At 76.3% G+C, this 24,904-nt stretch carries 21 protein-coding genes; 10 read left to right on the top strand and 11 right to left on the bottom strand.

Annotation, left to right across the window (positions count from 1 at the left end):
* The first annotated feature begins 30 nt into the window (after positions 1-30).
* The 3 genes from aroA to hisN are packed head-to-tail and all read left to right on the top strand — an operon-like array spanning position 31 to position 3,300.
* Positions 31-1,380: a 3-phosphoshikimate 1-carboxyvinyltransferase gene (aroA, locus tag B8281_RS09085; protein WP_085387542.1), complete on the top strand. Its 1,350-nt coding sequence runs from the start codon at positions 31-33 to the stop codon at positions 1,378-1,380.
* Positions 1,380-2,447 (top strand): ribosome small subunit-dependent GTPase A, encoded by a 1,068-nt coding sequence (gene rsgA / locus B8281_RS09080; RefSeq protein WP_034655119.1) that lies wholly within the window; start codon positions 1,380-1,382, stop codon positions 2,445-2,447. The genes aroA and rsgA overlap by 1 nt, the downstream gene beginning before the upstream one ends.
* A gap of 58 nt (positions 2,448-2,505) precedes the next feature.
* Positions 2,506-3,300, top strand: coding sequence for a histidinol-phosphatase (gene hisN, locus B8281_RS09075; protein ID WP_021482063.1), 795 nt, complete (start codon positions 2,506-2,508; stop codon positions 3,298-3,300).
* A gap of 58 nt (positions 3,301-3,358) precedes the next feature.
* Here hisN and B8281_RS09070 read toward each other — a convergent pair whose 3' ends face one another.
* The 3 genes from B8281_RS09070 to B8281_RS09060 are packed head-to-tail and all read right to left on the bottom strand — an operon-like array spanning position 3,359 to position 5,968.
* Positions 3,359-3,889 carry a hypothetical protein gene (locus tag B8281_RS09070; RefSeq protein WP_085387541.1) on the bottom strand — a complete coding sequence of 177 codons (531 nt, stop codon included), beginning with the start codon at positions 3,887-3,889 and terminating at the stop codon, positions 3,359-3,361.
* A gap of 4 nt (positions 3,890-3,893) precedes the next feature.
* Positions 3,894-5,270, bottom strand: a complete 1,377-nt coding sequence (locus tag B8281_RS09065) for a hypothetical protein (protein WP_085387540.1) — start codon at positions 5,268-5,270, stop codon at positions 3,894-3,896.
* Positions 5,267-5,968, bottom strand: coding sequence for a hypothetical protein (locus B8281_RS09060; RefSeq protein ID WP_085387539.1), 702 nt, complete (start codon positions 5,966-5,968; stop codon positions 5,267-5,269). The genes B8281_RS09065 and B8281_RS09060 overlap by 4 nt, the downstream gene beginning before the upstream one ends.
* A 125-nt stretch (positions 5,969-6,093) precedes the next feature.
* Here B8281_RS09060 and B8281_RS09055 point away from each other — a divergent pair, with 125 nt between their 5' ends.
* Positions 6,094-6,309 carry a helix-turn-helix domain-containing protein gene (locus tag B8281_RS09055; protein ID WP_061269161.1) on the top strand — a complete coding sequence of 72 codons (216 nt, stop codon included), beginning with the start codon at positions 6,094-6,096 and terminating at the stop codon, positions 6,307-6,309.
* Between the two features lie 92 nt (positions 6,310-6,401).
* On the opposite strand, the gene B8281_RS09050 is transcribed toward B8281_RS09055, so the two are convergent.
* Positions 6,402-6,941, bottom strand: coding sequence for a hypothetical protein (locus B8281_RS09050; protein WP_085388697.1), 540 nt, complete (start codon positions 6,939-6,941; stop codon positions 6,402-6,404).
* A gap of 167 nt (positions 6,942-7,108) precedes the next feature.
* Between B8281_RS09050 and B8281_RS09045 the strand changes: the two genes are divergently transcribed.
* On the top strand, positions 7,109-8,254 hold the full coding sequence (locus tag B8281_RS09045; RefSeq protein WP_085387538.1) for a LysM peptidoglycan-binding domain-containing protein: 1,146 nt from the start codon (positions 7,109-7,111) through the stop codon (positions 8,252-8,254).
* Between the two features lie 28 nt (positions 8,255-8,282).
* On the top strand, positions 8,283-8,873 hold the full coding sequence (locus B8281_RS09040; protein ID WP_085387537.1) for an Rv3235 family protein: 591 nt from the start codon (positions 8,283-8,285) through the stop codon (positions 8,871-8,873).
* Positions 8,874-9,019: 146 nt separating this feature from the next.
* On the opposite strand, the gene secA is transcribed toward B8281_RS09040, so the two are convergent.
* The 7 genes from secA to mtrA form a co-directional block, all read right to left on the bottom strand.
* Entirely contained in the window at positions 9,020-12,085 is a 3,066-nt protein-coding gene (secA, locus tag B8281_RS09035) for a preprotein translocase subunit SecA (protein ID WP_085387536.1), read from the bottom strand.
* A 291-nt stretch (positions 12,086-12,376) separates the two neighbouring features.
* Entirely contained in the window at positions 12,377-13,621 is a 1,245-nt protein-coding gene (locus tag B8281_RS09030) for a winged helix-turn-helix domain-containing protein (protein WP_085388696.1), read from the bottom strand.
* Positions 13,622-13,942: 321 nt separating this feature from the next.
* The gene (hpf, locus tag B8281_RS09025) at positions 13,943-14,596 is read right to left on the bottom strand and encodes a ribosome hibernation-promoting factor, HPF/YfiA family (RefSeq protein ID WP_043659309.1); all 654 of its coding nucleotides are present in this window, start codon (positions 14,594-14,596) and stop codon (positions 13,943-13,945) included.
* A 270-nt stretch (positions 14,597-14,866) separates the two neighbouring features.
* Positions 14,867-15,775, bottom strand: a complete 909-nt coding sequence (locus B8281_RS09020) for a ComF family protein (RefSeq protein WP_085387535.1) — start codon at positions 15,773-15,775, stop codon at positions 14,867-14,869.
* A 145-nt stretch (positions 15,776-15,920) separates the two neighbouring features.
* Complete coding sequence (locus B8281_RS09015; protein WP_085387534.1) at positions 15,921-17,681, bottom strand: LpqB family beta-propeller domain-containing protein; 1,761 nt, start codon at positions 17,679-17,681, stop codon at positions 15,921-15,923.
* A complete protein-coding gene (mtrB, locus tag B8281_RS09010; protein ID WP_319946716.1) occupies positions 17,678-19,519 on the bottom strand; it encodes an MtrAB system histidine kinase MtrB in 1,842 nt (613 codons plus the stop codon). The genes B8281_RS09015 and mtrB overlap by 4 nt, the downstream gene beginning before the upstream one ends.
* The gene (gene mtrA, locus B8281_RS09005) at positions 19,516-20,199 is read right to left on the bottom strand and encodes an MtrAB system response regulator MtrA (RefSeq protein ID WP_034655451.1); all 684 of its coding nucleotides are present in this window, start codon (positions 20,197-20,199) and stop codon (positions 19,516-19,518) included. Before mtrA ends, mtrB begins: the two co-directional genes overlap by 4 nt.
* A gap of 204 nt (positions 20,200-20,403) precedes the next feature.
* Here mtrA and B8281_RS09000 point away from each other — a divergent pair, with 204 nt between their 5' ends.
* From B8281_RS09000 to B8281_RS08985, 4 genes are read left to right on the top strand one after another with little or no spacing between them, the layout of a single operon-like run.
* Positions 20,404-21,807 (top strand): hypothetical protein, encoded by a 1,404-nt coding sequence (locus B8281_RS09000; RefSeq protein WP_085387533.1) that lies wholly within the window; start codon positions 20,404-20,406, stop codon positions 21,805-21,807.
* Positions 21,804-22,466 carry a DUF4129 domain-containing protein gene (locus B8281_RS08995; RefSeq protein ID WP_085387532.1) on the top strand — a complete coding sequence of 221 codons (663 nt, stop codon included), beginning with the start codon at positions 21,804-21,806 and terminating at the stop codon, positions 22,464-22,466. Before B8281_RS09000 ends, B8281_RS08995 begins: the two co-directional genes overlap by 4 nt.
* Positions 22,463-23,731, top strand: a complete 1,269-nt coding sequence (locus B8281_RS08990; RefSeq protein ID WP_232322743.1) for a DUF4350 domain-containing protein — start codon at positions 22,463-22,465, stop codon at positions 23,729-23,731. The genes B8281_RS08995 and B8281_RS08990 overlap by 4 nt, the downstream gene beginning before the upstream one ends.
* Positions 23,728-24,903: an AAA family ATPase gene (locus tag B8281_RS08985; protein ID WP_369824954.1), complete on the top strand. Its 1,176-nt coding sequence runs from the start codon at positions 23,728-23,730 to the stop codon at positions 24,901-24,903. The genes B8281_RS08990 and B8281_RS08985 overlap by 4 nt, the downstream gene beginning before the upstream one ends.
* Position 24,904 lies beyond the last annotated feature (1 nt).

The following is a 24,904-nucleotide window of genomic DNA, read 5'->3' as shown; positions in this document are numbered from 1 at the left end:
GGGCGGCGACGCTCCACTAGCCTGGACGCCATGACGACGCAGCCCCCCGCGCCCACCGACGCACCGTCCCCCGCCCCGGCCGACGCCTGGGTCGCGCCCACGGCGCGCGGGCCGCTCGACGCGACGGTCGAGGTCCCGGGGTCGAAGTCGCTGACGAACCGGCTGCTGGTGCTCGCCGCGCTCGCCGACGGCCCGGGGACGCTGCGGGGCGCGCTGCGCAGCCGCGACGCCGACCTCATGATCGCGGCGCTGCGCGCGCTGGGCGTAGGGATCGAGGAGGGCGCGTCGCCGACCGAGCTGCACGTGACGCCCGGCGCCCTGCGCGGACCCGTCGACGTCGACTGCGGGCTCGCCGGGACGGTCATGCGCTTCCTCCCGCCGGTCGCGGCGCTGGCGGACGGCGCGGTGCGGTTCGACGGCGACGAGGGCGCGCGGGTGCGGCCCATGGGCCCGGTGGTGGCGGCGCTCAGCGCCCTGGACGTCCCGGTCGCGGGCGACGACGGCGGCAGCCTGCCCACGACCCTCCCGTTCACCGTGCGCGGGCGCGGCCGGGTCCGGGGCGGGTCCGTCGACATCGACGCGTCGGCGTCGAGCCAGTTCGTCTCCGGGCTGCTCCTCGCGGCGGCGCGCTACGACCAGGGCCTCACGGTCCGGCACGTCGGGCACACGCTGCCGAGCATGCCGCACATCGAGATGACGGTGGAGGTCCTGCGGGAGGTCGGGGTCGTCGTCGACGACTCGCGCCCGGCGATCTGGCGCGTCGAGCCGGGGGCGATCGCGGCGCGTGACGTGCAGGTCGAGCCCGACCTGTCGAACGCCGCGCCGTTCCTCGCGGCCGCGCTCGTCGCCGGGGGCACCGTGCGCGTCACGGGCTGGCCGACGGCGACCACGCAGCCCGGCGCGATGGTCCCCGAGCTGCTCGAGACCATGGGCGCCACGTCGTCCCTCGACGGCGACGTGCTCACCGTGACGGGCACGGGCGAGGTGCGCGGCGTCGACGTGGACCTGCACGCCGCGGGCGAGCTCGCCCCCACGATCGCCGCGCTCGCGGCCCTCGCCGACGGGCCCAGCCGCCTGCGCGGCATCGCGCACCTGCGCGGGCACGAGACCGACCGCCTGGCCGCGCTCGCAGCCGAGATCACGCGCCTCGGCGGGCAGGCCGAGGAGACGCGCGACGGGCTCGTCATCACGCCGCGCCCCCTGCACGGCGCCGTCTTCCGCACCTACCACGACCACCGCATGGCGACCTCGGCGGCCGTGATCGGGCTGCGCGTGCCGGGCGTCGGCGTCGAGAACGTCGCGACGACGGCCAAGACGCTCCCCGGCTTCGCGGGCATGTGGGAGCGGATGCTCGGCGGCTCGGGAGCGGCGGCCCGCTGATGGCCCGCGTCCCGGACGAGTCCGACTTCCGCTCGCGCCCCGGCAAGCGCGGCAGCCGCCCGCGCACCAAGCAGCGCCCCGAGCACGCGGACGCGGTGACCGGGTTCGTCACGGGCGTGGACCGGGGGCGGTACACGCTGCTCGTGGGCGGGACCGACGACGGGACGGTCGTCGGCGCCGAGGACGAGCGCACCGTCCTCGCCATGAAGGCGCGCGAGCTCGGGCGCACGCGGATCGTGTGCGGGGACCGCGTCGACCTCGTCGGCGACGTCACCGGGGACGACGGCTCGCTCGCGCGCATCGTCCGCATCCAGGAGCGGTCGTCGGTGCTGCGCCGCACCGCCGACGACACCGACCCGTACGAGCGCGTCATCGTCGCGAACGCGGACCAGCTCGTGGTCGTCACCGCCCTCGCCGAGCCCGAGCCGCGCACGCGCATGATCGACCGGTGCGTCGTCGCCGCGTACGACGCCGGCATGGACGTCCTGCTGTGCCTCACCAAGGCGGACCTCGCCGACCCGGCGCCGCTGCGCGCGCTGTACGAGCCGCTCGGCGTCTCCGTCGTCGTCACGCGGCGCGCGCCCGACGGCCTCGCGCCGGACGGCTGGGCCATCGAGCCGCTCGACGCCGTCCGCGAGGCGCTGGCCGGGCGCACGTCGGTGTTCGTCGGGCACTCGGGCGTGGGGAAGTCGACGCTCGTCAACGCGCTCGTGCCCGACGCCCGGCGCGCGACGGGGCACGTCAACGACGTCACGGGGCGCGGCCGGCACACGTCGACGTCGGCGGTCGCGCTGCGCCTGCCGGGCGGCGGGTGGGTCATCGACACCCCGGGCGTGCGGTCGTTCGGGCTCGCGCACGTGCAGGTCGACCACCTGCTGCGCGCGTTCGAGGACCTCGACGCCGTCGCCGCCGCATGCCCGCGCGGGTGCACCCACCTCGACGACGCCCCGGACTGCGCGCTCGACGACTGGGTGGCGGACTCCCCGGACGACGCCACCCGCGACGCCCGCGCGGCGCGGCTCGAGTCGTTCCGGCGCGTGCTCGCCTCGCGCACCGGCGCCGCCTGAGCCCGCACCCCGCGCGGCGCCTCCCCCGGCCCGTGCGCGCACCGCTACGGTGTGAGCCATGACGCCCCCCTCGACGCGCGGCTACGACGACGACCTGCGCCTCGCCCACGTGATCGCCGACCAGGTCGACGCCCACACCCTGTCGCGCTTTAAGGCGCTCGACCTGCACGTCGAGTCCAAGCCCGACTCGACGCCCGTGAGCGACGCCGACCGGACCGCCGAGGAGATCATCCGCGGCCAGCTCGGCCGGGCCCGCGGCCGCGACGCGATCGTGGGCGAGGAGTACGGCGAGACGGGCCACGGCGCCCGGCGCTGGATCGTCGACCCGATCGACGGGACGAAGAACTTCGTGCGCGGCGTCCCCGTGTGGGCCACGCTCATCGCGCTCGCCGACGGCGACGAGGTCGTCGTCGGGCTGGTGTCCGCGCCCGCGCTCGGCCGGCGCTGGTGGGCCTCGAAGGGCACCGGCGCGTGGACGGGCAAGTCGCTCGCCGCCGCGTCGCGCCTGCACGTCTCGGGCGTCTCGTCGTGGTCCGACGCGTCGCTCGCCTACGCGTCGCTCGACGGCTGGGAGGAGCGTGGGAAGCTCGAGCCGTTCCTCGACCTCATGCGCGGCGCGTGGCGCACGCGCGGCTACGGCGACTTCTGGTCGTACATGCTCGTCGCCGAGGGCGCGGTCGACGCGGCCGCCGAGCCCGAGCTCGAGCTCTACGACATGGCCGCGCTCGTGCCGATCGTCACCGAGGCGGGCGGGCGGTTCACGTCGCTCGACGGCGCCGACGGCCCGTGGGGCGGGAACGCCGTCGCGACGAACGGCCTGCTGCACGACGAGGTGCTGGGCCGCCTGGGCTGACGGGGCCCGTCACCCCAGCGGCGTCCCAGGTTCGGTCCGCCCCGGGTTCGTCCCGGTCTCAGCCGCGCGGCACGTCCTTGAGCTCGGACCAGTCGTACCAGAGCAGGTCGCGCTCGCCCACGCGCTCGATGGCCGCGTCGAGCGCCGCGTCCGCGTCGGGACCGTCGTCGTCCGCCGCGGTGAGCACGGCCTCGACGTCCGCGACCGCCTCCGGCTCGTCGACGTGCACGCACACGATCGCGACGTCGGGCACCGTGCGCAGCACCTCGACGGCGCTCGGGGCGGGCGCGTCCTCGTCGTCGGAGTCCTCGGCCCCCACGACCTGGACCGCGCCGTCGGGCACCTCGAGCGTGACGACGAGCCGCTGCCGCGGCGCGTCCGGGCGCGACGCGACGAGCGCGAGCGAGTCGTCCGCCGCCTCGAGCGCCGCCGCGTACTCGAGACCCTCCTCGTCCTCGTCGGGCAGCGCACGCGTCAGCGCGGCGGTCACGGCGTGGGCGCCGCGCGGGGCGACGGTCCAGCGGGCGGCGTCGGCGGTCACGGTGACGGCGTCGAGCTCGTCGAGCGTCGCGGGGAGATAGATGCGCATGGGTTCAGTGTGCCGCCTCGAGCACCGGTCCGGGCGCCGCACCACGCCCGGACGGGGCGGCCTCCCGCACTGCCTCCGCGAGCCGGGCCAGCGCGCGCCGGGCAGGGCTCGCCGGGGCGGTCTCGCCGAGCGTCCTCCCCTCCCGGAGCGCCACGTCGACGGCGGTGTCCTCCGGGACGACGTGCAGGTCCTCGACGCCGGCGTACCGCGCCATCGCGTCGCGCACCGCGCGCTCGGGCCGTGGCCCGACGACGCTCGCCCGCACCCGGTTCACGACGACGACGCGGGCCGCGGCGGCCGCCGCCCCGGACTCTCCCAGCTCGTCGAGCGCGCGGACGAGGCGCTGGAGCCCGACCGGGTCCCCGCCGCCCACGACCACGACCACGTCCGCGGCGCCCAGCGCGCTGAGCGTCGCGTCGTGGCGCTGCGGGGCGCGGGTGTCGTAGCTGAGCAGCTCGTCCTGCTCGATGCCGAAGCCGCAGTCGACGACGGTCCAGTCCCCGACCGACCGCGCCACCTGCCACACCGCGTCGAGCGACGGGCCCGGCAGCTCGGGCCAGCGCGCCGCCCGGGCGAGGCCCGTGAGGACGCGGACGCGGGGCACGAGCACCGGGGCCAGCGCGCGGAGGCCCGCGGCGTCGAGCACACCCTGACCGGCGCTGCGGGCCGCGGCGGCGAGCCCCGGGGACTCGTCGAGCAGCCCGAGGCGCTGCGCGACCGTCCCGCCGTACGTGTCCGCGTCGACGAGCAGCACCTCGGCCGGAGGCCCGACGGCGGCCGTGGCAGCCGCGTCGACCTCGTGCGCCCGGCGTGCGGCGCGGTGCCGCCGGGGCCGCCCCGCGGGTGCCGGGCCCGCGAGCTCGACCGCGAGGTTCGTCGCGACGGTCGTGCGGCCCGGCGCCCCGGTCGGGCCCCAGACGGCGACGGTCCGGCCGTCGCGCCGGTCGCCCTCGCCGTCGGCCGGCACGGGCGCCAGGACGCGGGCGGGCGCGCCGGGCGGGCCCGCGTGCGCGGTGCGGGCCGGCACGACCGCCCGGACGGCGTCGCACAGGGTGCCCGGGGACCGGTCCACGTCCACCACGGTGTCCACCCCGTGGGCCCGCAGCCGGTCCTCCTCCCACGTGCCCCCGGGGGCGAGCGCGACGACCCGGACGTCGTGCGCGTGCAGGTCGGCCACGGCCTGCCGGTCCAGCGCCGGGAGGTCGTGCGAGACGACGGCGACCCGCCCGGCCCCCGCGGCCGCCGCGGCGAGCAGCTCGACGACGTCCGCGCAGCGCCGCGTCACCCGCAGCCCCGACGCGTCGAGCGTCGTGACGACCTCCGCCTCGCGCGCCCCGCGGACCGCGCACAGGACCGTCGTGACCGTGGTCGCGCCGCTCACCCCGCACCGCCGACCGGGACCAGCGCGAGGGTGCCCTCCCCCGCGACGGCGGCGAGCACGGCGGGGAGGTCGTCGACCTCGACGAGCAGGTGCACCGTCGTCGGCCCGCCGACCACGAGCGTGCCCTCGCCCTCGTCGACCTGGGCGACCGTGACGCCGCCGACGAGCATCTCCGGCACGGCGCCCGATCCGTCCGGGGCGTCCTGCGCAGCGTCCGGGGACGGTGCGGCGGCGGCCTCCGGGACGTGCCAGAGGTCGACGTCGGCGCCGGGCACGATCCGCTCCGAGAGGCCCGAGGTGACCGGCACCGCGACCGCCCGCACCGCGAGGTCGGTGGCGGCGCCGAGCGCCGTCGCGGGGACGAGCTCGCCCGCGGCCACCGTCCGCAGGACGACCGCCTCGTCCGGGAGCCCGTCCTCGACGAGCAGGTAGCGGTCGGTCTGCGCGCCCAGCCGCACCTCGACCGTGCGCAGCTCGGCCGCACCGACGGTGGTGCCGGGCGTCAGCGGCGTCCCGGCCGCGTACACCGCGACCGTCCGGCTCGCGCTGCTCACGGCCCAGGACCCCAGCGCGACCGACAGCGCCACCACGACGACCCCCACGAGCAGCCGCGGGTCCTTCCAGCCCGGCCGCCGCAGCCGCGCGGCGGGCGGGGGCGTCGCGGCCCCCGGGACGGGTCGTTCCACGGTCGTCGTCATCCATCTCCCCCTCGGTGGTCGGCACGTCGCACGTGCCGCGGCTTCATGATTCCCGGTCGGCGGGGCGCGTGGCAGGGCCTGTGGACGAGCACCTCGACGGGGCGTGCGCGTGCCAGACTGACGCCATGCCCCAGCGGTTCCTCACCCTCGCCGACGTCACGGACGAGCTCAACATCTCGGCGGCGCAGGCGTACGCGCTCGTCCGGTCGGGAGAGCTGCCCGCGATCCAGGTGGGCGGACGCGGCCAGTGGCGGGTCGAGGTGAGCGAGCTCGAGGCGTACATCCAGCGCATGTACGCGCAGACGCGCCAGCGCATCGAGGCGGGCGACTTCGACGGCTGACGGCACGCCGTCGCGCCTCCGCCGCCCCGTGCCGCGTCCCCACGCCGTCGTGCGACGGCGTCCCCGCTCCCCCGGCTCCCCCTGCCGCGCGCTCACCTCGGTACGTACCCCGTCTCCGCCTCGCTGACGCACACGACGGCCGACCAGCGGACCACCCGCGCGCCGTGAGTGCTGCCGGGCGACGGCTCGAGGTCGAGATGGTCCTTCCCCACCCGGGCGACCCACCCGGAGTAGGACCCGGCGGCCGTCCGCACCTGGACCGGTCTCCGGTCACGCTGGAGCGCGCGCAGCGCGTGCCCGAGGCCGAGCGTCGCCGACCGGGACGAGCGCGGCGGGTCGGCGTGCCGCCCGAGACCTCGCACCGCGACCACGGCGTCCAGCGGGACGAGGTGCTGCCGGCGCCCGTCGACGACCAGCGCCCACTCCTGCGCGACCTCCCGCACCTCGCCGGTCACCGCCGACGCGTCGCGGAGCTCGAGCGTCACGGGCCCCGGCGCGGCGCGCAGCCGCTCGGTGAGGAGCACCGTCGCGTGCTCCGCCCGGGTCAGGTCGGCGACCGCGGCGACGCGGTCCTGCGACTCCGCCGCGGCGAGCTGCGCCGCAAGGTCGTCGAACAGGGCGTCCCATCGCATCGGCACACCGTAGCGGGGTGCCACCGCACCCGACGCTCCGTCGTCCACATCACGGGACGCCCCTGGACAGGTGTCGATCCTGCACGCTTAGATCGACGTGTCGTCATCAAACGACACCAAACAACATCAAATGCTGTCGAGTGCGCGACGGCAGGCAGGGGGCAACGATGGACCGGGGTACTGCTGGATCCCGACGAGCCGGGGGCCTGCTCGCCCTCCTTGCGCTCGTCCTCGTCCTGGGCGGCGCGACGACCGTCCTGTCGCTCCGGGCGCTGCACCTCGTCGCCGCGCTCCCGACGCACCGCGTCGAGCCCTGGGTGGAGCTCGGCACGGTGTCGGTGGGCGCGCTGGCCGCCCTCTGGGTCGCGCTCAGTGCGCTCGTCGCGCTGGCCTGCGTGGCTGCCGAGTCCGCCGGGCGGTCCTGGACGACGGGAGAACGCCTCCTGCGCCGCGCGGCGCCGGCCGTCGTCCGGCACGCGGCGCGCGCCGCCGTCGGCGCCACCGTCGGCGCGGGCCTGCTCGTCGCCGGCGGGACGGCGCACGCGGCCGCCCCGGCGGACGACCCGGGCGTCGTCGCCGTCGATCTCGGGTGGCGACCCAGCGGTGCTGTCGCCGGGGACGAGGGCACGGTGTCAGGGAACGGCGCCTCGGAGAGCGCCGCTTCGACGTCCGGGACGACCCCCGGCGCCTCGTCCGCCACGGCGGACGGCTCCACGGCGGGTTCCGACGGTTCGTCGAGCACCCGGGCGGACGCCGCGCCGGGCCAGCCCGCGCCGGTCACCTCGGTGCCGCCGTCTTCGGTGCCGCCGTCGTCCGTGTCGGCGCCCTCGGTGCCGCCCTCCGGGGTGCCGGCGGACGCCGGCACGTCGCAGGACCCCCACCGCTCGCACGGTGCCACCTCCGCAGCGACCGGCGCGACGCCGTCGACGAGCGCGGAGAGCGCTGGTACGGGCGACACCACCGACTCCGGAGGGGCGCGCGCCGGGGCGGGCGTCGTCGGCCAGGAGACGGAGGATTCCGGCGCCGCGGGACAGACGGTCGCTGCGGAGGGGGCCTCGTCGGACGCCGTCCGCCAGCGCGACGCGGCGCTGGCCGTGACTCGCGACGTGCCCGGTCCGGAGGCCGCGCCGGAGGTGGTCGTCGTGCGCGGCGACTCGCTGTGGTCGATCGCCTCCCGGCACCTGCCCGCGGGGTCCACCGACCGGCAGGTCGCGGAGGCGGTGGAGCGCTGGCACGTGACGAACGCCCATGTCGTGGGCGCGGACCCCGACCTCGTCCGGCCGGGCCAGGTCCTCGTCGCGCCGTCCGCCTGACCACCGCCGACCCCGAAGGAGCCCCACCATGACCGCTCCCCTGCTGGCCGGCGCGCACGCCCCGGTCACCACCGCGACACCCGCGGCCGCACCGACGGCCCCTCCCACGAACGGGACCACGGTCCGCCCGCTCCGCTCGACGAGCGTCCCGTCCGCCCCGCCTGCGCGGCTGCTCCGCTGCCTCGGCGACCCGACCGTCGCCACGGTCGACGTGACCGACCCGACGACGGCCCGCGCGCCGCAGCACGTCGTCCGGGGCCGTCCCCTCGGGCGCCCGACGACACCCGTGCCGCTGCCGGACCCGACCACGCTGTGCTGCGCCGTGGTCCGGGCGGCGGTCGAGGTCGTCCGGGGCGAGCGCACGGTCGGACAGCTCGCGCGGTGGGTGTCGCCGGAGATCTACGAGGCGCTCGCCCGGCGCGCCCGGCTCGTGGCCGACGGCCCGGGCGAGACCCCGGCCCGCCCGGTCGCCGTCCGCCGCGCGCGGGTCCTGCGCATCGGCGACGGCGTCGCCGAGGGGACGGTCGTCGTCCAGGACGGGGACCGGGTCCGCGCCGCCGCGGCGCGGCTGGAGGCGCGCCGCGGAGCCTGGCGCGTGGTCGCGCTCGAGATCGGCTGAGCCCTTCCCGGACCGGGCACGACCACGCCCCTTCCCGGACCCGACACCCCCACGGCCTTCCTGGCCGGGTACGACGACGGCGAGGCGCCCACCCGCAGGTGGACGCCTCGCCGTCGTCGTCAGGGTGCCCGGCGGACGGGCACCGGTCAGGCCTCGTTCTGGCCGTGGCAGACCTTGTACTTCTTGCCGGAGCCGCACGGGCACTGCGCGTTGCGGGGCGTGCCCGGGAAGGTCCGGCCGTCGCTCTCGACCGCCGTCGCCTCGCCGTGCAGCGCGCGGCGCGAGCGTCGGCCCGCGTCGCCGGATACCACGGCCTGGCCCGTGCCGTCCTCGCTCGGGGCGGTGTACGACAGCGGGACCTGGCGGTCGGGGCCGTCGAGGCCCTTCGCGATGAGCGTGCCGGGGCGGTCGCCGCCCGGGCCCTCGGCCGCGGCACGTGCCGCCACCGGCTCCGGCGCGACCGGCGCGTCCTCGACGGGCGCGTCCTCCACGGAGGCGTCCTCGACCGGCTCGTCCGCGACGGGGGCGCCGTCGACGGGCGCGTCCTGCGTCGGAGCCGCGTCGCGCTGCGCCGCCGCCGCGAGACCGGCCGCCGCACCCGCCGACGCGGCACCCGCCGCGCCGCCGAGCGCCTGGCCCGCGGCCGACTGCGCGGCCTGCGCCGCACCCGCGACGGAGATCGCCGGCGCCTGGCCCGTGGCCGCGCCCGGCTCGGCGACCTTGACCTCGAGGTTGAAGAGGTACCCGACCGTCTCCTCCTTGATGGCCTCGGTCATCGCCTGGAAGAGCTGGAAGCCCTCGCGCTGGTACTCGACCAGCGGGTCGCGCTGCGCCATCGCGCGCAGCCCGATGCCCTCCTTGAGGTAGTCCATCTCGTAGAGGTGCTCGCGCCACTTGCGGTCGAGGACCGAGAGCGTCACGCGGCGCTCGAGCTGGCGCATGTTCGCCGCGCCGAGCTGCTCCTCGCGGTTCTGGTAGGCGATGCGGGCGTCCGAGAGGATCTCCTCGAGCAGCATCTCGCTCGTGAGGCGCGTCTCGCCGCCGGCCTGCTCCACGACCTCGTCCACCGTGATGGAGATGGGGAACACCGCCTTGAGCGCGGTCCACAGCCCCTCGAGGTCCCAGCTCTCCGGGTTGCCCTCGGCCGTGGCGCCCTCGACGTACGCGGTGACCACGTCGGTGAGGAAGTGCTGCACCTGCTCCTGCAGGTCCTCGCCCTCGAGCACGCGGCGGCGCTCGTCGTAGATGACGGTGCGCTGGCGCGACAGGACGTCGTCGTACTTGAGGACGTTCTTGCGGATCTCGAAGTTGCGGGACTCGACCTGACCCTGCGCGCTCGCGATGCCGCGCGTCACCATCTTCGACTCGAGCGGCACGTCGTCGGGGAACCCGGCGCGGTTCATCATCGACTCGGCGAGGGTCGAGTTGAACAGGCGCATGAGGTCGTCCTGCATGGACAGGTAGAACCGGGACTCGCCCGGGTCGCCCTGACGGCCGGAACGACCACGGAGCTGGTTGTCGATACGGCGCGACTCGTGCCGCTCCGTGCCGAGGACGTAGAGACCTCCGAGCTCGCGGACCTCGTCGTGCTCCGCGGCGACCGCGGCCTTCGCCTTCTCCAGGGCGTCGGGCCAGGCGGCCTCGTACTCCTCCGGGTTCTCCGCCGCGTCCAGGCCGCGCGCCGCGAGGTCCGCGACCGCCATGAACTCGGCGTTGCCGCCGAGCATGATGTCCGTACCGCGGCCGGCCATGTTCGTCGCGACCGTCACGGCGCCCTTGCGGCCCGCGAGCGCGACGATCGCCGCCTCGCGCTCGTGCTGCTTCGCGTTGAGGACCTCGTGCGGGACGCCCTGCTTCTTCAGCTTGGACGACAGGAGCTCCGACTTCTCGACGCTCGTCGTGCCGACGAGCACCGGCTGGCCCTGCGCGTGGCGCTCGACGATGTCCGCGACGACGGCGTCGAACTTGCCCTCCTCGTTCTTGTAGACGAGGTCGGGCTGGTCGACGCGCTGCATCGGGCGGTTCGTCGGGATCGGCACGACGCCGAGCTTGTAGGTGCCCTGGAACTCGGCCGCCTCGGTGTCGGCGGTACCGGTCATGCCCGCGAGCTTGGAGTACAGGCGGAAGTAGTTCTGGAGCGTGATCGTGGCGAGCGTCTGGTTCTCCGCCTTGATCTGCACGCCCTCCTTGGCCTCGATGGCCTGGTGCATGCCCTCGTTGTACCGGCGGCCGGGCAGGATGCGGCCCGTGTGCTCGTCGACGATCATGACCTCGCCGTTGAGCACGACGTAGTCCTTGTCGCGCTTGAAGAGCTCCTTCGCCTTGATGGCGTTGTTGAGGAACCCGATGAGCGGCGTGTTGAGCGACTCGTACAGGTTGTCGATGCCGAGGTAGTCCTCGACCTTCTCGATGCCGGGCTCGAGCACGCCGACCGTGCGCTTCTTCTCGTCGACCTCGTAGTCCGTCCCGGGGTTGAGACGGCGCACGACCTTGGCGAACTCGCCGAACCAGCGGTTCGTGTCGCCCGAGGCCGGGCCCGAGATGATGAGCGGGGTGCGCGCCTCGTCGATGAGGATCGAGTCGACCTCGTCGACGATCGCGAAGTTGTGGCCGCGCTGCACGAGGTCGTCCGTGGACCACGCCATGTTGTCGCGCAGGTAGTCGAAGCCGAACTCGTTGTTCGTCCCGTACGTGATGTCGGCGGCGTACTGCTCGCGCCGCTGCGCCGGCGTCTGGCCGGACAGGATGACGCCGGTCGACAGGCCCAGGAAGCGGTACACGCGGCCCATGAGCTCGGACTGGTACTTCGCCAGGTAGTCGTTCACCGTGACGACGTGGACGCCCTTGCCCTCGAGCGCGTTGAGGTACGCGGCCGTCGTCGCGACGAGGGTCTTGCCCTCACCGGTCTTCATCTCGGCGATGTTGCCGAGGTGCAGCGCCGCGCCGCCCATGAGCTGGACGTCGAAGTGCCGCTGGCCGAGCGTGCGCCGCGACGCCTCGCGCACCGCGGCGAACGCCTCGGGGAGCAGGTCGTCGAGGGTCTCGCCCGCCTCGAGGCGCGCCTTGAAGCGGTCGGTCTCCTCTCGCAGCTCCTCGTCGGTGAGATCCTCGAAGCCGGGCTCGAGCTTGTTCACCTGGTCGGCGATGCCGGACAGCTTCTTGAGGATCCGGCCCTCGCCGATGCGAAGGACCTTGTCGAGGATCGAAGGCACGCAGGACTCCCGTATCGATCGGTGCCCGGGCCGGCTGGTCCGGGAGCAGAGCCGACGCTCTGCCGCGCGGGCGCGCACGGCAGCGGACGTCGGCAACGTCACACAACATCGTAGGGGAGTCGGGGCCGCGCCGGTCCCGTCCGGGTTTCGCCGACGACGAACCTCTCCCCCGCGACGTCGTCCGCCAGCCTACGGCGAGGGCCACCCGGGCCGGGCGCCTCGTCCACCGCCGATGCGACGGTCGGGACGACCGCGATGGCGACGGCAGCGACCGGAACGGCAGCGACGACGTCAGTGCGCCGCGACCTCGGCGGCGAGCGCGGGCGCCAGGTCCCCCGCCGGGGCGACGTCGACCTCCGGCACCCCGAGCCACCGGCCCAGCACGTGCAGCTCGGCGGCGAGGCGCGCCGCCGTCTGCGGCCCGGCCGCCTGCTCGCGGTGCGCCGACTGCACCCGCAGCACCCCGGCCCGACGGTCGGCCTTGAGGTCGACGCGCGCGGTGAGCGCCTCGCCCTCGAGGAAGGGCAGGACGTAGTAGCCGTGGACCCGCTTCGCCGCGGGCACGTAGATCTCGATCCGGTAGTGCACGTCGAACAGCCGCTCGAGGCGGGTCCGCTCGAACACGAGCGGGTCGAACGGGTTGAGCAGCGTCGTCCCCGTCGCGCGCCGCGGGAGCGCCGCGTCCGCGTGCAGGTAGGTCGGCTCGTCCCAGCCCCGCACGGTCACCGGGCGCAGGGTGCCCGCCTCGACGAGCTCGTCGAGCGCCGTCCGCACCGCGGGCCCCTTGAGCCGGAAGTAGTCGCGGAAGCAGCGCAGCGTCCCGACCCCGTGCGCGCGGGCGCCGATCTCCAGCAGCGCCCGGACGGCGTCGGCGTCCGCGACCGGCGGTGCCGCGACGACCTCCGGCGGGAGCACGCGCTCCGTGAGGTCGTAGCACCGCTCGAACGCGCCGTTGCGCCGCGCGGACGTGATCTCGCCCGTGAAGAAGAGGAACTCGAGCGCGCGCTTCGCGACCGTCCAGTTCCAGCCCCACTGCGAGCGGTCGCGCGGGTGCGCCCGCCCCTCGGCCTCGAGGATCTCGTGCACCTCGCTCGCGGTGATCGGGCCGCGCTCCGTGACGAGGCGCCGCACGTCCTGGACCGCCTCGGAGTGGCTCATCTCGACCGCGCTGATGGTGCCCCACGCCTCCGTGCGGTACCGGCGGCGGCGCCACTCGAGCAGCGGCCACGTGCTGGGCGGCACGTAGGACGCGACGTGCGCCCACGTCTCCACGAGCCGACGCGGCGCACGGCCCGCCGCGCGGTCGAGCAGCGCCGTGTCGTACGGGCCGAGCCGCGCGTACAGCGGCATGAGGTGCGCCCGCGCGAGCACGTTGACCGAGTCGATCTGGAGGAGCCCCAGGCGGTCGATGACCCCCTGGACCTGCCGCATCGTCGGGGCGCGCCCGCCGGACCCGGCACGCGCGCCGACGTCCGGGCGCTCCCGGTGCAGCCCTTGCGCGGCGAGCGCGACACGGCGCGCCTGGGACAGGGACATCGACTCGGACCTCGACGGCGTGGCGACCACCCCCCGATCCTGCCCGCCCCCACCCACACGCCCACCCGCCGCCCACCCGGCGTCCACCCGCCCCCGCCGACCAGGCGGTCCTGGCGCGTCCCGGCGGCCGGACCCGCCACGACCACCTGCTCGGCCGACCGGGATCGCCTGGTCGGCGGCGGTCGGCGGGCGGCGGTCGGCGGGCGGCGGACGGTGGGCAGCGGGCAGCGGGCAGCGGGCAGCGGGGGCGGGTCAGCGGGCGACGGGTCCGGACAGCACGACGCGCCCGGACCCTCGAGGGTCCGGGCGCGTCGGGTGCGGTCAGGCGCTCTTCTCGACCGTGGAGTCGGCGCAGTCGCAGGACGTGTCGAGCGCGACGACGCCGTACGTCCAGCCGCGGCGGCGGTAGGCGACGGACGGGCGCGACGTCTCGATGTCGACGAAGAGGAAGAAGTCGTGGCCGACCATCTCCATCTCGTACAGCGCGTCGTCCACCGTCATGGGCTCCGCGGTGTGCAGCTTCTGCCGGATGACGACGGGCGAGTCGCCGAGCGTCGTCTCGACGGCCTCCCCGGGCGCGGTCGGCGCGGTCGGCGCCGGCGGCGGGGGTGCCTCGTGCGTGGCCGGGTCGTAGGGACGCACGTCGACGGGCGGCACGACGGTGTGGTTGCGGTGGTCCTTGCGACGGTCGCGGGCGCGGCGCAGCCGTTCCGCGAGCTTGTCCATCGCGAGGTCGAGGGCGCCGAACCGGTCGTCGGCCGCGGCCTCGGCGCGGACGACGGGTCCCTTGGCCCGCACGGTGAGCTCGACGCGTTCGCGGACCCCCGAGAGCCTCGGGTTGTTCTCGTGGGTGACCTCGACGTCCACGCGCTGCGCCGTGGGCGCGAGCTGCTGGACCTTGGCGAGCTTGTCCTCCACGTGCCGGCGGAAGCGGTCTGCCACTTCCGTGTGCCTGCCGACGACGACGATCTCCATGTGAGCCTCCGCGAGGATCTAGTGCGACGCCCGGCCCGGTGCGTCCGGGCGCCTCGTTCGGATTCGGTAGGAGCACCCGCTGCCGGGTGCGGTGGGCTACCACCTCCTTGCGGCGCAGGGCCGCGCGCTCGGTACGCTCGCGCGGCGGCGCACGTGTCCTGCACGTCCGTCGTCCGCGGCGACTGGCCCTCAGCCTAACCCCGGGCCCGGGGTGTCGGCAGCACCAACGGAAGGTGAACGAGGGGACCTTCGACCCGCGCGGCGCGGACCTCACGGAGGCTGCCCGGCGGACCGCCGTCGTTCGCCCGGCGACGGGGTCGCGGCGAGCGCGACGGCGCCCAGCACGAGAGCGCCCGCGCTGGTCAGAGCCCTCTCGCACGCGGCGAGGGTGGCTCCCGTGGTGACGACGTCGTCGACGAGGAGGCACGCCACGACCGGTGCCGGTGCACCGGTCGACGGGCGCCGCCCGGGCCGTCCTCGACGCGCTCCGGCGGACGGTCCGACGAGCGGTCGGACGAGCCCTCCGGCACCGGCCCCGAGGAGCTTCCCGGGGGCGACGGCGACCGTGCCGAGACGGGCCCCGCGCGCCCGCGAGCCGAGCCCGACCTGGTCCCGGGCGCGCCCGCGGTGCACGAGGAGCGCGGCGCTCCGGGCGGGGGTTCCCGAGGTGTCGAGTCCGGCGGCGACCGCACGCGCGAGCAGAGCGACGGGGTCGCGCCCGCGGGCGCGACGCGCGGCCCGCGTCGTCGGTGCCGGGACGACGAGGACTGGGCACCCCCGGGACCCCTCCCCCGGGACCGCCCCGACCCCAGACCCGAGCGCGGGACCGAGCGCGGTGCCGCGCCCCTGCCCGAGCACGGCTCCGAGCACCGGCCCCAGCGCGGTGCCCGCGCGCCACGCGGCGTCCGCGAGCGGCCGGTCGAGGTCCGCCCTGCCGCGGTCCTTCCAGGCGACGACGACGCCGCGCACGGGCCCCGTGTACGCCGCCGGCGCCCACACCGGCAGGGGCGCGACGCCGTCGAGCCGGTCGAGGCGGGGCGCCCCACGCTCGCGCCGCCGGAGCGGGGCGCGCAGCGGCGCGAGGCAGGGCTCGCACCACCGGACGTCGGGCGCGTCGCAGCCGGGGCACGCGACGGGCAGGACGAGGCGGGCGACGTCGTCGAGGGCGGCGAGGAGCACCGGGCCAGCGTGCCCGGTGGCGCGAGCGTCCGGCACCGGCGGACCGGCCACCTGTGGACGACGCGCGCACCGCGGGCTCCCGACCCGCGCCGTCCGGGAGCCTGTGGTCGCCCGGCGCGCCTCGCGCCACCGGGCGCGCGGCGTCTCAGCCGGGGTACGTGGGCAGCCGGACCTCGGTGGCGATCTTGGTCCAGAGGCTCGACGTGCCCGCGGCGTACAGGCTGCTGTCGCTCGTCCCGACGAGCGTCGTGCCGACGCCCGTGGCCGACGCGAGCGAGACGGCGCCCTCGACGGGCGAGGCGGCGACCGTCGGCCCCCCGACGGGCACCCGCTGGACGACGACCTCGGACTCGCCGGACGCCCGGCCGAGCACCCCGAGGAGCGCGCGGTCGACCCACGTCACCTGTGTCGCGGCGGCGATCGGCTGCCCGACCCGGACCGGTGCGGAGAGCTGGGTCGGCCGGCCGGTCTCGTCGCGGACGATGCCCGCGACGTGGACCTGCGCCCCGGACCCCGAGTCGCTGACGACGGCCACCCGGGCGCCGTCGGGCGCGACCCGCAGCGACATCACGGTGCGCCCGTCGAGCCACGGCGCGGCCACCTCGGAGACCGCCGCGTCGCTGCCGGCCTCCCGCAGGTCCACGACCTGCAGCGACCCTGCCTGCACCTGCGGGCCGCTCCAGACGTACTGGAACCGGTCGATCGACGGCGCGACGAGGCTCGTCCCGGTGAGGAGCGTGACGGGCCCGGCCTCCGCCGTCGGCGCCGTGACGAGCCGCGCGGCGCCGTCCCGCACGACGTACGTGGCGTCGTCGGCCCGGCCGCGGAACGCGAGCGCGGTGGGCTGGAGCCCGGCGAGCGGGGCGGCCGACGTCACCGCGCGCGTCGTGCGCCCCTCCAGGCTCATGACCTGGTCGCCCGAGAGCACGACCGGCTCGTCGGGCGTGTTGGCGACGCCGATGGTCGGGACGTCGTCGGCCGAGAGCTCCGAGCCGCCGACGCCCACCGTGATGTCGACGGGCACGCCGAGCGAGGCCTGGAGCTGCGCGATGAGCATCGCGCGGTCGGCCGGCGACGCCGCGGTCACCGGGTCGGTGAGGGGCACCGCGACCCTGCCCTCCCCCGGGGGCACGGAGTCGATGCTCAGCGAGGTGCCCTCGGGCGCGACCGTCGCGACGGACCCCGCGAGCCAGTCCGCCGGGCCGCGCAGCGTCTCGCGGACCGCGAGCGCCTGCCAGTTCCGGCTCGGGAACCAGCGGGCGTCGGGCACGAGGTAGGCCCGGTCGAGGGTCGGGAAGTAGAGGTTGGCCTGCTTGAAGGTGCGGGCGAAGTTCGTGGCCGTGATCGTCAGCCCGTCGTCGACCACGTCGATGCGCCACTGGTCGTCGGCGTCGCGGACGAGGCCGTAGGAGACCTCGGTGGTCCGGCCGGGCGCCTGCTCCGTGTAGACGCCGCGCTCGTCGACGGTGCCCACGACGTCGGCGGTGGCGCGGACCGTCGTCGTGCCGCCCTCGATCGCGGCCTCGTCCACGTCGAGCTGCGGCACGTCCTCGAGGATCGCGACCTGGGAGACGGGCGACCAGTCGTCCTGCGCGTCGCGCGTGAGGAACTCGGACGCGACGTCGAACGAGCCGCGCGCGCCCTGGGCCTGGGCGGCCAGGAAGCCGCGGACGATCTGGTCCGGCGAGGCGTCGCGGCGGGGCGAGGCGGCGCTGACGAACGGCTGGCCCGGGTCCTCCGGCGTCGCCTCGCCCTCGACGACGGGCCCGGACGTGGGGATCGAGGCGCACGCCGCGAGGGCGGCGACCCCCACGGCCGCGAGCCCGGCCGCGAGCGCGCGCCCGACCCGGCGCCGCAGGTCCGCCTGCCCGGCGGTCGGACGCCGCACGGTCCCCGTCGTGGTCATCGCCCCTCCTGGACGTCGTCGGGGCCGGCGGCCGGACCGCCGCCGGAGCCGGGCACCGTCGCCCGGCCGGGCTGGGGCGCGTGGTCGCGCGGGATGACGACGGGGATGCCGCCCGTGACCGACGGCAGGTCGGCGGGGCCCGCCGTGCCCTCGACGTCCTCGACGACCGGCGTCCGCACGCTCCACTCCGCGGGCAGCCCGCGGCCGGTGGCCGCCTCGGAGACGAGCGGCAGGGGGGACGACTGGAGCCGGATCCCGGCGCGCCGCGGGAGCGTGAGCCGGAAGCTCGCGCCCCGGCCCGGGCGGCCCCACGCCTCGAGCCACCCGCCGTGCAGGTGCGCGTCCTCCAGGGAGATCGCGAGCCCGAGGCCCGTGCCGCCGGTCGTGCGGGCGCGAGCGGGGTCCGCACGCCAGAAGCGGTCGAACACGTGCTGGACCTCGTCGGTCGTCATCCCGACCCCGTGGTCGCGGACCGTCACCGCGACGGCGTGCCCGTCGCCGTCGACCGTGATCTCGACCGGCCGCTCCTCGGCGTGCTCGATCGCGTTGACGACGAGGTTGCGCACGATGCGCTCGACGCGCCGCGGATCGATGTCGGCCGTGACGGGCTCGTCGCCGAGGTGGACCGACAGCCACACGCCCTTGCGCTCGGCGAGCGGGGCGGCGTGGTCGACGGCGGCGTTCACCACGTCGCGCAGGTCGCGCCGCTCGGCGTCGAGGACCGCGGCGCCGGCGTCGAACCGGCTGATCTCGAGCAGGTCGGCGAGCAGGTCCTCGAACCGGTCGAGCTGGGCCTGCAGGAGCTCGGTCGAGCGTCGCGAGACCGGGTCGAAGTCCTCGCGCGACGCGTGCAGCACCTCGGAGGCCATGCGGATCGTGGTGAGCGGCGTGCGCAGCTCGTGGGACACGTCCGAGACGAACCGGCGCTGGAGCATCGACAGCTCCTCCATGCGCCCGATCTGCTCCTGGAGGCTCTGCGCCATCTCGTTGAACGAGTGCGCGAGGGACGCCATCTCGTCGTGGCCCTTGACCGGGAGCCGCTCGTCGAGGCGGCCGTCCGCGAGCCGTTCCGCGACGCTCGCGGCCTGGCGCACCGGGAGCACCGCCTGGCGCGTGACGAGCGCCGTGATCCCGACGAGCAGGGCGAGCAGCACGAGCGCCCCGACGAGCAGGACCGACTGGAGGAAGCGCAGCGTCTCCTGGTCGGCCTCGAGGTCGTAGAGGTAGTAGAGCTCGTACGTGCCCGCGACCGGCACCTCGACGGTCGAGCCCACGACGATGCCGGGCACCACCCCCGACGACTCCGGGTGGGCCGGGTCGACCGGGATCGCCACGGACTGGAGGTACTGCTCGCCGTCCGCCGCGACGGTCGCCGCGCGCATCTCGGGCGACACGAGGCCGTCGAGCTGCTGGTCGGTCGACTGGTCGAGGAAGCCGACCGTGCCCGACCCGCCGGACTGCCAGAGGAAGACGTCGCGCGACGACCCGGTGGTCTGGAGCATGGAGAAGAGGTCGAAGAGGAGCGACTGGGCCTCGGTCGGCGTCGACGCGGGCGACGCGTCGAGCGTGCGGCGCGCCTGCTGCGTGGACTGGGCGCTCTCCTGGTCGAGCTCGGCGGCACGCCGCTCGTAGAGGCCGTCGCGCATGGCGTCGGTGAGGTAGGCGCCGAGCGCCCCGACGGTCAGCACGCCGACGACGAGCGCCGACGTGACGACACGGAGCTGCATCGACGAGCGCCAGCGCCACACCACGCGGCGGACGGTCGCGCGCGCCCGGCGCCGGACGCGGCGCCAGAGCCCTCGCCCGCGCCCGTCGGCGGAGCCGGCCGTCGTGCTCACGTGCGGGTCGCGCCCGCCTTGTAGCCGACGCCGCGCACCGTGAGGACGATCTCCGGGTTCTCCGGGTCGTGCTCGATCTTCGAGCGCAGGCGCTGCACGTGGACGTTGACGAGCCGCGTGTCCGCCGCGTGCCGGTAGCCCCAGACCTTCTCGAGGAGCACCTCGCGCGTGAAGACCTGCCACGGCTTGCGCGCGAGCGCGACGAGGAGGTCGAACTCGAGCGGGGTCAGCGACACCTGCTCGCCGCCGCGCGACACGCGGTGCCCCGTGACGTCGATCTCGACGTCGCCGATGGACAGGTGCTCGGGGGCGGGCTCCTCGGTGCGGCGCAGGCGCGCCCGGATGCGGGCGACGAGCTCCTTGGGCTTGAACGGCTTGGAGATGTAGTCGTCGGCACCCGACTCGAGGCCGAGCACGACGTCGACCGTGTCGCTCTTCGCGGTGAGCATGATGATCGGGACGCCCGACTCCGCCCGGATGAGGCGGCACACCTCCGTGCCGTCCTTGCCCGGGAGCATGAGGTCGAGCAGGACCAGGTCCGGCTGCGTGGTGCGGAACGTCTCGAGCGCGAGGTCGCCGTCCGCGCAGAACACCGGTTCGAAGCCCTCGGAGCGCAGGACGATGCCGATCATCTCGGCCAGGGCGGTGTCGTCGTCCACCACGAGCACACGAACCTTCATGCGGACATCTTGCCATCGACGGGCCCGACGTCGGGGCGGCCGGGCCCCGCGGCGAGGGTGAACCCGCGGGCGGGGCGCACCCGGCGGCGCGAGCCGGTCGGCCGCCGCGCAGGGCCGCGTACTAGGGTGGCCTCGCCGCCGTTGCCGATCCTCGCCCGGCGGCCTGGACCGACGCCCGAGCCGATCGCGGGGGACCACGAGCACATGAGCACACCCGACACCTCCGGCACGCCGGACGGTGCCACGCCCGACCCGACGGCGGCCCCCGGCCCCACGCCGCCCGCCGCGCCCGGTCCGGGCGGCGACGCGAGCGGCTGGGGCGCGCCCTCGTACGGCGCCCCCGGCTACGGTGCGCCCGGCTCGTCGGCGCCCCAGCCGCGGTACGGCCAGTACGCGCCCGGCCAGGAGCCCGGTCAGCACCCGCCGACGGACCAGCCGCCCGCACCCGGCGCGTGGGGTGCGCCCGGCGCCGCTCCGGGACAGCCGGGGTACGGCCAGCAGCAGCCGGGGTACGGCCAGCCCGGCTACGGCCAGCAGCCGGGGTACGGCCAGCCCGGATACGGCCAGCAGCCCGGTTACGGCCAGCAGCAGTTCGGGCAGGGCCAGTACGGGCAGCAGCAGTACGGCGCGCCGGGCTACGGCCCGCCGCCCGGCCTCGCGGGCGCGCCCTACGCGCCGGCCGCGGCGAAGCCCGGCATCATCCCGCTGCGCCCGCTGTCGCTCGGCGAGATCTTCGACGGCGCGTTCGGCGCGATCCGCCACAACCCCCGGGTCGTGCTCGGCATGAGCGCGCTCGTCGTCGTGGTGGCGACGCTGCTCGGCACCTTCCTCGGCTGGGCGTTCTCCGGCTACGTCGCCCAGTACTTCGACGTCGTGCTGGACGAGGCCACCTTCCCCGGCTTCGACGAGAGCTTCGCCACGACGCTCGCGAGCTCCCTCGGCATCCAGGTGACCACGTTCTTCGCCGCGCCGATCATCGCGGGTCTCCTCACGGTCTCCGTCGGCCAGTCCGCGATCGGGCGCAAGGCCGGCGTCGGCGAGGTCTGGTCCCAGGTCGGACGGCGCACGTGGTTCCTCATCGCGTTCCCCCTGCTGACCGGCCTGGCCGCGTCCGTGGCGCTCGGCCTGGCCACGCTCCTCGTCGTCGCGGGCTTCGCGGTCTCCGAGGGGCTCGGCGCGTTCCTCATCGTCGTCGCCCTGCTCGCCTGGCCCGTGCTCCTCGTCTGGGTCGGGACGCGGACCGGCCTCGTGCCTCCCGCCCTGGCGCTGGAGGGGCAGCCGTTCTGGCAAACCGTCAAGCGGGCGTGGCTCCTCACCCGCGGCAGCTTCTGGCGGCTGTTCGGCATCTACCTGCTCGCCCTCGTGGCGATGAGCTTCGTCTCCGGCATCGTCGCGTACCCCGCGAGCCTCGCCGCGTCGTTCCTGCTCATGGCGGGCCAGACCTTCCTGTACCACCTCGTGCAGGCGATCGGCGTCGCGCTCTCGATGATCCTCACCTCGGTCTTCCTGGGCTGCATCGTCGCCCTGCTCTACATCGACGTGCGCATGCGCCGCGAGGGCCTGGACGTCGAGCTCGCCGCGGCGGCGAGCGAGCAGCCGCCCGCATGACCGTGCGGTCGCTCGCGGCCGACGTGCCCGTGCAGCCCGGCGCCGACGAGGCCCGGCGGTGGCTCGTCGGCGAGCTCGCCGGGCCGGAGTACCGCACGGACCCGTCGCTCCTGCAGCGGTTCCTCGAGTGGCTCCAGGGACTGTTCGACGGCGCGCCCACGCTCGACCTCGGCGGCCCGCTGACGGCGGTGGTCGTCGTCGTGGCGGTCGCCCTCGTCGCGGCGGTGGCCTACTGGGTCGCCGGCCCGGTGCGCCTGTCGCGCCGGGCGAAGGCCTCGGTGGTCGTGCTCGACGACGACGCGCGCACCGCGGCCGAGATGCGGGCCGCGGCCGACGCCGCCGCGGCCCGCGCCGACTGGGCGACCGCCGCGCTCGAACGCTTCCGCGGCGTCGTGCGCTCGCTGGAGGAGCGCGCGGTCCTCGACCCGCGTCCCGGACGGACCGCGTGGGAGGCCGCGCGGACGGCGGGCGAGCGCCTGCCCGACGTCGCCGACGGGCTCGAGCGCGGCGCGCACCTGTTCGACGACGTCGCGTACGGCGCCGTGACCGTGGGCCCGGAGGCGGACGCCTTCCTGCGCGCGCTCGACGAGCGGACGCTCGCGACGCGCCCCGCGCTCCGTGCGGAGCTCGCCGCGTCCGCGCCCGGTGACGGCGCATGAGCGCCCCGACGACGTCCTCCGTACCGCCCGGCGCGGCGCCCTCCGCGGGCGCGGCGGGCGACCCGCGGGCCGTGACGACCGCCTACGTGCCCGTCGTCGGCGACGGCACGACCGCCCGCTCGCGGGCCCGCAGCCGCTGGCGCCGGGCGCGCTGGCCCGTCGCCGTCGTCGGCGCGCTGCTGCTGCTCGCCGGGCTGACGGCGCTCGCGCGGCCCGCGACGTCGGCCACACCGCTCGCACCGGACAACCCGGGCCCCGCCGGGGCGCGCGCGGTCGCGCAGGTGCTGGGCGACCAGGGCGTCGAGGTCACCTACGTGCGCACGGTCGCCGACGCGGTGCGCGCCGCCGAGGAGGGCGGCACGCTCCTCGTCGCGCAGGGCGACTACCTGCTCGACGAGCAGGTGGACGCGCTCGTCGGGACCCCCGCCGACCTCGTGCTCGTCGCGCCGCCCGACCACCTGCTCGCCGCCGCGACCGACGGCGGCGCGGAGCTCGCGTACGACTGGGGCTCCGGCGGGTCGGCACGACCGGCGCGCTGCGCGGACCCGGCCGCGCAGGCCGCGGGCTCGATCCGCTCCGACGGTGTCGGCTTCGTCGCGCTCGACGACGCGACCGTCCTCTGCTTCCCCTCCCCCGACGACCCGTCCCTGGGCGCCTACCTCGTGCACGAGGCCGACGGGCGCACGGTGCGCGCGGTGGACACGCCCGCCGTCCTGCGCAACGACTCGGTCACCGAGGACGGCAACGCCGCGCTCGCGCTCTGGACGCTCGGCGCGCACGACCGACTCGTGTGGCTCGTGCCCGACCCGTTCGACACGTCGCTCGCCGACGACGGGAGCACGACCCCCGGCCTGTCCCTGCCGCCGTGGTTCGGCGTCGTCGCCCTCCAGGCGCTCGTCGTGCTGCTCGTGGTCGTGCTGTGGCGCGGCCGCCGGCTGGGCCCCCTCGTCACGGAGGACCTGCCGGTGATCGTGCGCGCCGCCGAGACGACGCGCGGTCGCGGCCGCCTCTACCGGCGCGCCGGGGCGCGCGGCCACGCCGCCGCGGGGCTGCGCGCGAGCGCCGCCGACCGCCTCGCGCACCGCCTCGGCCTGCCCCGCTCGGCCGACGCCCCCACCGTCGTCGACGCCGTCGCCCGCGCGACGGGTCGGCCGGGCGACCAGGTCGCCCAGCTCCTGTACGGACCACCACCCGCCGACGACGCGGCGCTGCTCGAGCTCGCGCGTCACCTTGACCGGATCGAGAGCGAGGTCTACCACTCGTGACGCACCACCCCGACGGCTCCGTGCCGCAGCCCGACCGCTACGCGCCGCCCGCCCAGGACCCGGGCGCCGCCGACCGCGTGAGCGCGGCCGCCGGCCAGCCCGCGCACCGGCCCGGACCGCAGGCACCCGCCCCGCAGGCGCCGTACGCCCAGGGCCATGCGCCCGCCACGCCGGCCCCGACCCCGACCCCCGCACCGGTGCACGACGCCCCGCCCGCGCCGTCGCCCGAGCTGCGGCAGGCGCTCGCCGCCGTCCGCAGCGAGGTCGGCAAGGCCGTCGTCGGGCAGGACGGCGCCGTGACGAGCCTGCTCATCGCGCTGCTCTGCAAGGGCCACGTGCTGCTCGAGGGCGTGCCCGGCGTCGCCAAGACGCTGCTCGTGCGCACGCTCGCCGCGTCGCTCGACCTCGGCACGAAGCGCGTGCAGTTCACGCCCGACCTCATGCCCGGCGACGTCACGGGCTCGCTCGTGTACGACGCGCGGACCGCCGAGTTCTCGTTCCGCGAGGGCCCGGTCTTCACGAACCTCCTGCTCGCCGACGAGATCAACCGCACGCCCCCCAAGACCCAGGCGTCGCTCCTGGAGGCCATGGAGGAGCGGCAGGTCTCGGTCGACGGGACGCCGCGCCCGCTGCCCGACCCCTTCCTCGTCATCGCGACGCAGAACCCCGTCGAGTACGAGGGCACGTACCCGCTGCCCGAGGCGCAGCTCGACCGCTTCCTGCTCAAGGTCGTGCTGCCGCTGCCGGAGCGCGAGCAGGAGGTCGAGGTGCTCGCGCGGCACGCCGCCGGCTTCAACCCGCGCGACCTCGCGGGCGCCGGGGTGCGCGCCGTCGCCGGGCGCGACGTGCTCGACCGCGCCCGCGCGGAGGTCGCGCGCGTCCAGGTCGCGCGCGAGGTGCTCGGCTACGCCGTCGACGTGTGCCGCGCGACGCGCCACTCCCCCTCGCTGTCCCTCGGCGTGTCCCCGCGTGGCGCGACGGCGCTGCTCGCCACGTCGCGCGCGTGGGCGTGGCTCTCGGGCCGCTCCTACGTGACGCCGGACGACGTCAAGGCCCTCGCGCACCCCACGCTGCGCCACCGCGTGCAGCTGCGGCCCGAGGCCGAGCTGGAGGGCGTGACGGCCGAGAGCGTGCTCGACACCGTGCTCGCGTCCGTCCCCGTCCCCCGCTGAG

The sequence above is a fragment of the Cellulosimicrobium sp. TH-20 genome (assembly GCF_002105775.1).
Classification (GTDB): Bacteria; Actinomycetota; Actinomycetes; order Actinomycetales; family Cellulomonadaceae; genus Cellulosimicrobium; species Cellulosimicrobium funkei.
This window is presented reverse-complemented; position numbering and strand designations above follow the sequence as displayed.

What these genes read in the sequence shown, in the direction of transcription:
- aroA (WP_085387542.1), top strand. Translation starts at nt 31, where the DNA reads ATGACGACGCAGCCCCCCGCGCCCACCGACGCACCGTCCCCCGCCCCG.
- rsgA (WP_034655119.1), top strand. Translation starts at nt 1,380, where the DNA reads ATGGCCCGCGTCCCGGACGAGTCCGACTTCCGCTCGCGCCCCGGCAAG.
- hisN (WP_021482063.1), top strand. Translation starts at nt 2,506, where the DNA reads ATGACGCCCCCCTCGACGCGCGGCTACGACGACGACCTGCGCCTCGCC.
- B8281_RS09070 (WP_085387541.1), bottom strand. Translation starts at nt 3,889, where the DNA reads ATGCGCATCTATCTCCCCGCGACGCTCGACGAGCTCGACGCCGTCACC.
- B8281_RS09060 (WP_085387539.1), bottom strand. Translation starts at nt 5,968, where the DNA reads ATGACGACGACCGTGGAACGACCCGTCCCGGGGGCCGCGACGCCCCCG.
- B8281_RS09055 (WP_061269161.1), top strand. Translation starts at nt 6,094, where the DNA reads ATGCCCCAGCGGTTCCTCACCCTCGCCGACGTCACGGACGAGCTCAAC.
- B8281_RS09050 (WP_085388697.1), bottom strand. Translation starts at nt 6,941, where the DNA reads ATGCGATGGGACGCCCTGTTCGACGACCTTGCGGCGCAGCTCGCCGCG.
- B8281_RS09045 (WP_085387538.1), top strand. Translation starts at nt 7,109, where the DNA reads ATGGACCGGGGTACTGCTGGATCCCGACGAGCCGGGGGCCTGCTCGCC.
- B8281_RS09040 (WP_085387537.1), top strand. Translation starts at nt 8,283, where the DNA reads ATGACCGCTCCCCTGCTGGCCGGCGCGCACGCCCCGGTCACCACCGCG.
- B8281_RS09030 (WP_085388696.1), bottom strand. Translation starts at nt 13,621, where the DNA reads ATGTCCCTGTCCCAGGCGCGCCGTGTCGCGCTCGCCGCGCAAGGGCTG.
- hpf (WP_043659309.1), bottom strand. Translation starts at nt 14,596, where the DNA reads ATGGAGATCGTCGTCGTCGGCAGGCACACGGAAGTGGCAGACCGCTTC.
- B8281_RS09015 (WP_085387534.1), bottom strand. Translation starts at nt 17,681, where the DNA reads ATGACCACGACGGGGACCGTGCGGCGTCCGACCGCCGGGCAGGCGGAC.
- mtrA (WP_034655451.1), bottom strand. Translation starts at nt 20,199, where the DNA reads ATGAAGGTTCGTGTGCTCGTGGTGGACGACGACACCGCCCTGGCCGAG.
- B8281_RS09000 (WP_085387533.1), top strand. Translation starts at nt 20,404, where the DNA reads ATGAGCACACCCGACACCTCCGGCACGCCGGACGGTGCCACGCCCGAC.
- B8281_RS08995 (WP_085387532.1), top strand. Translation starts at nt 21,804, where the DNA reads ATGACCGTGCGGTCGCTCGCGGCCGACGTGCCCGTGCAGCCCGGCGCC.
- B8281_RS08990 (WP_232322743.1), top strand. Translation starts at nt 22,463, where the DNA reads ATGAGCGCCCCGACGACGTCCTCCGTACCGCCCGGCGCGGCGCCCTCC.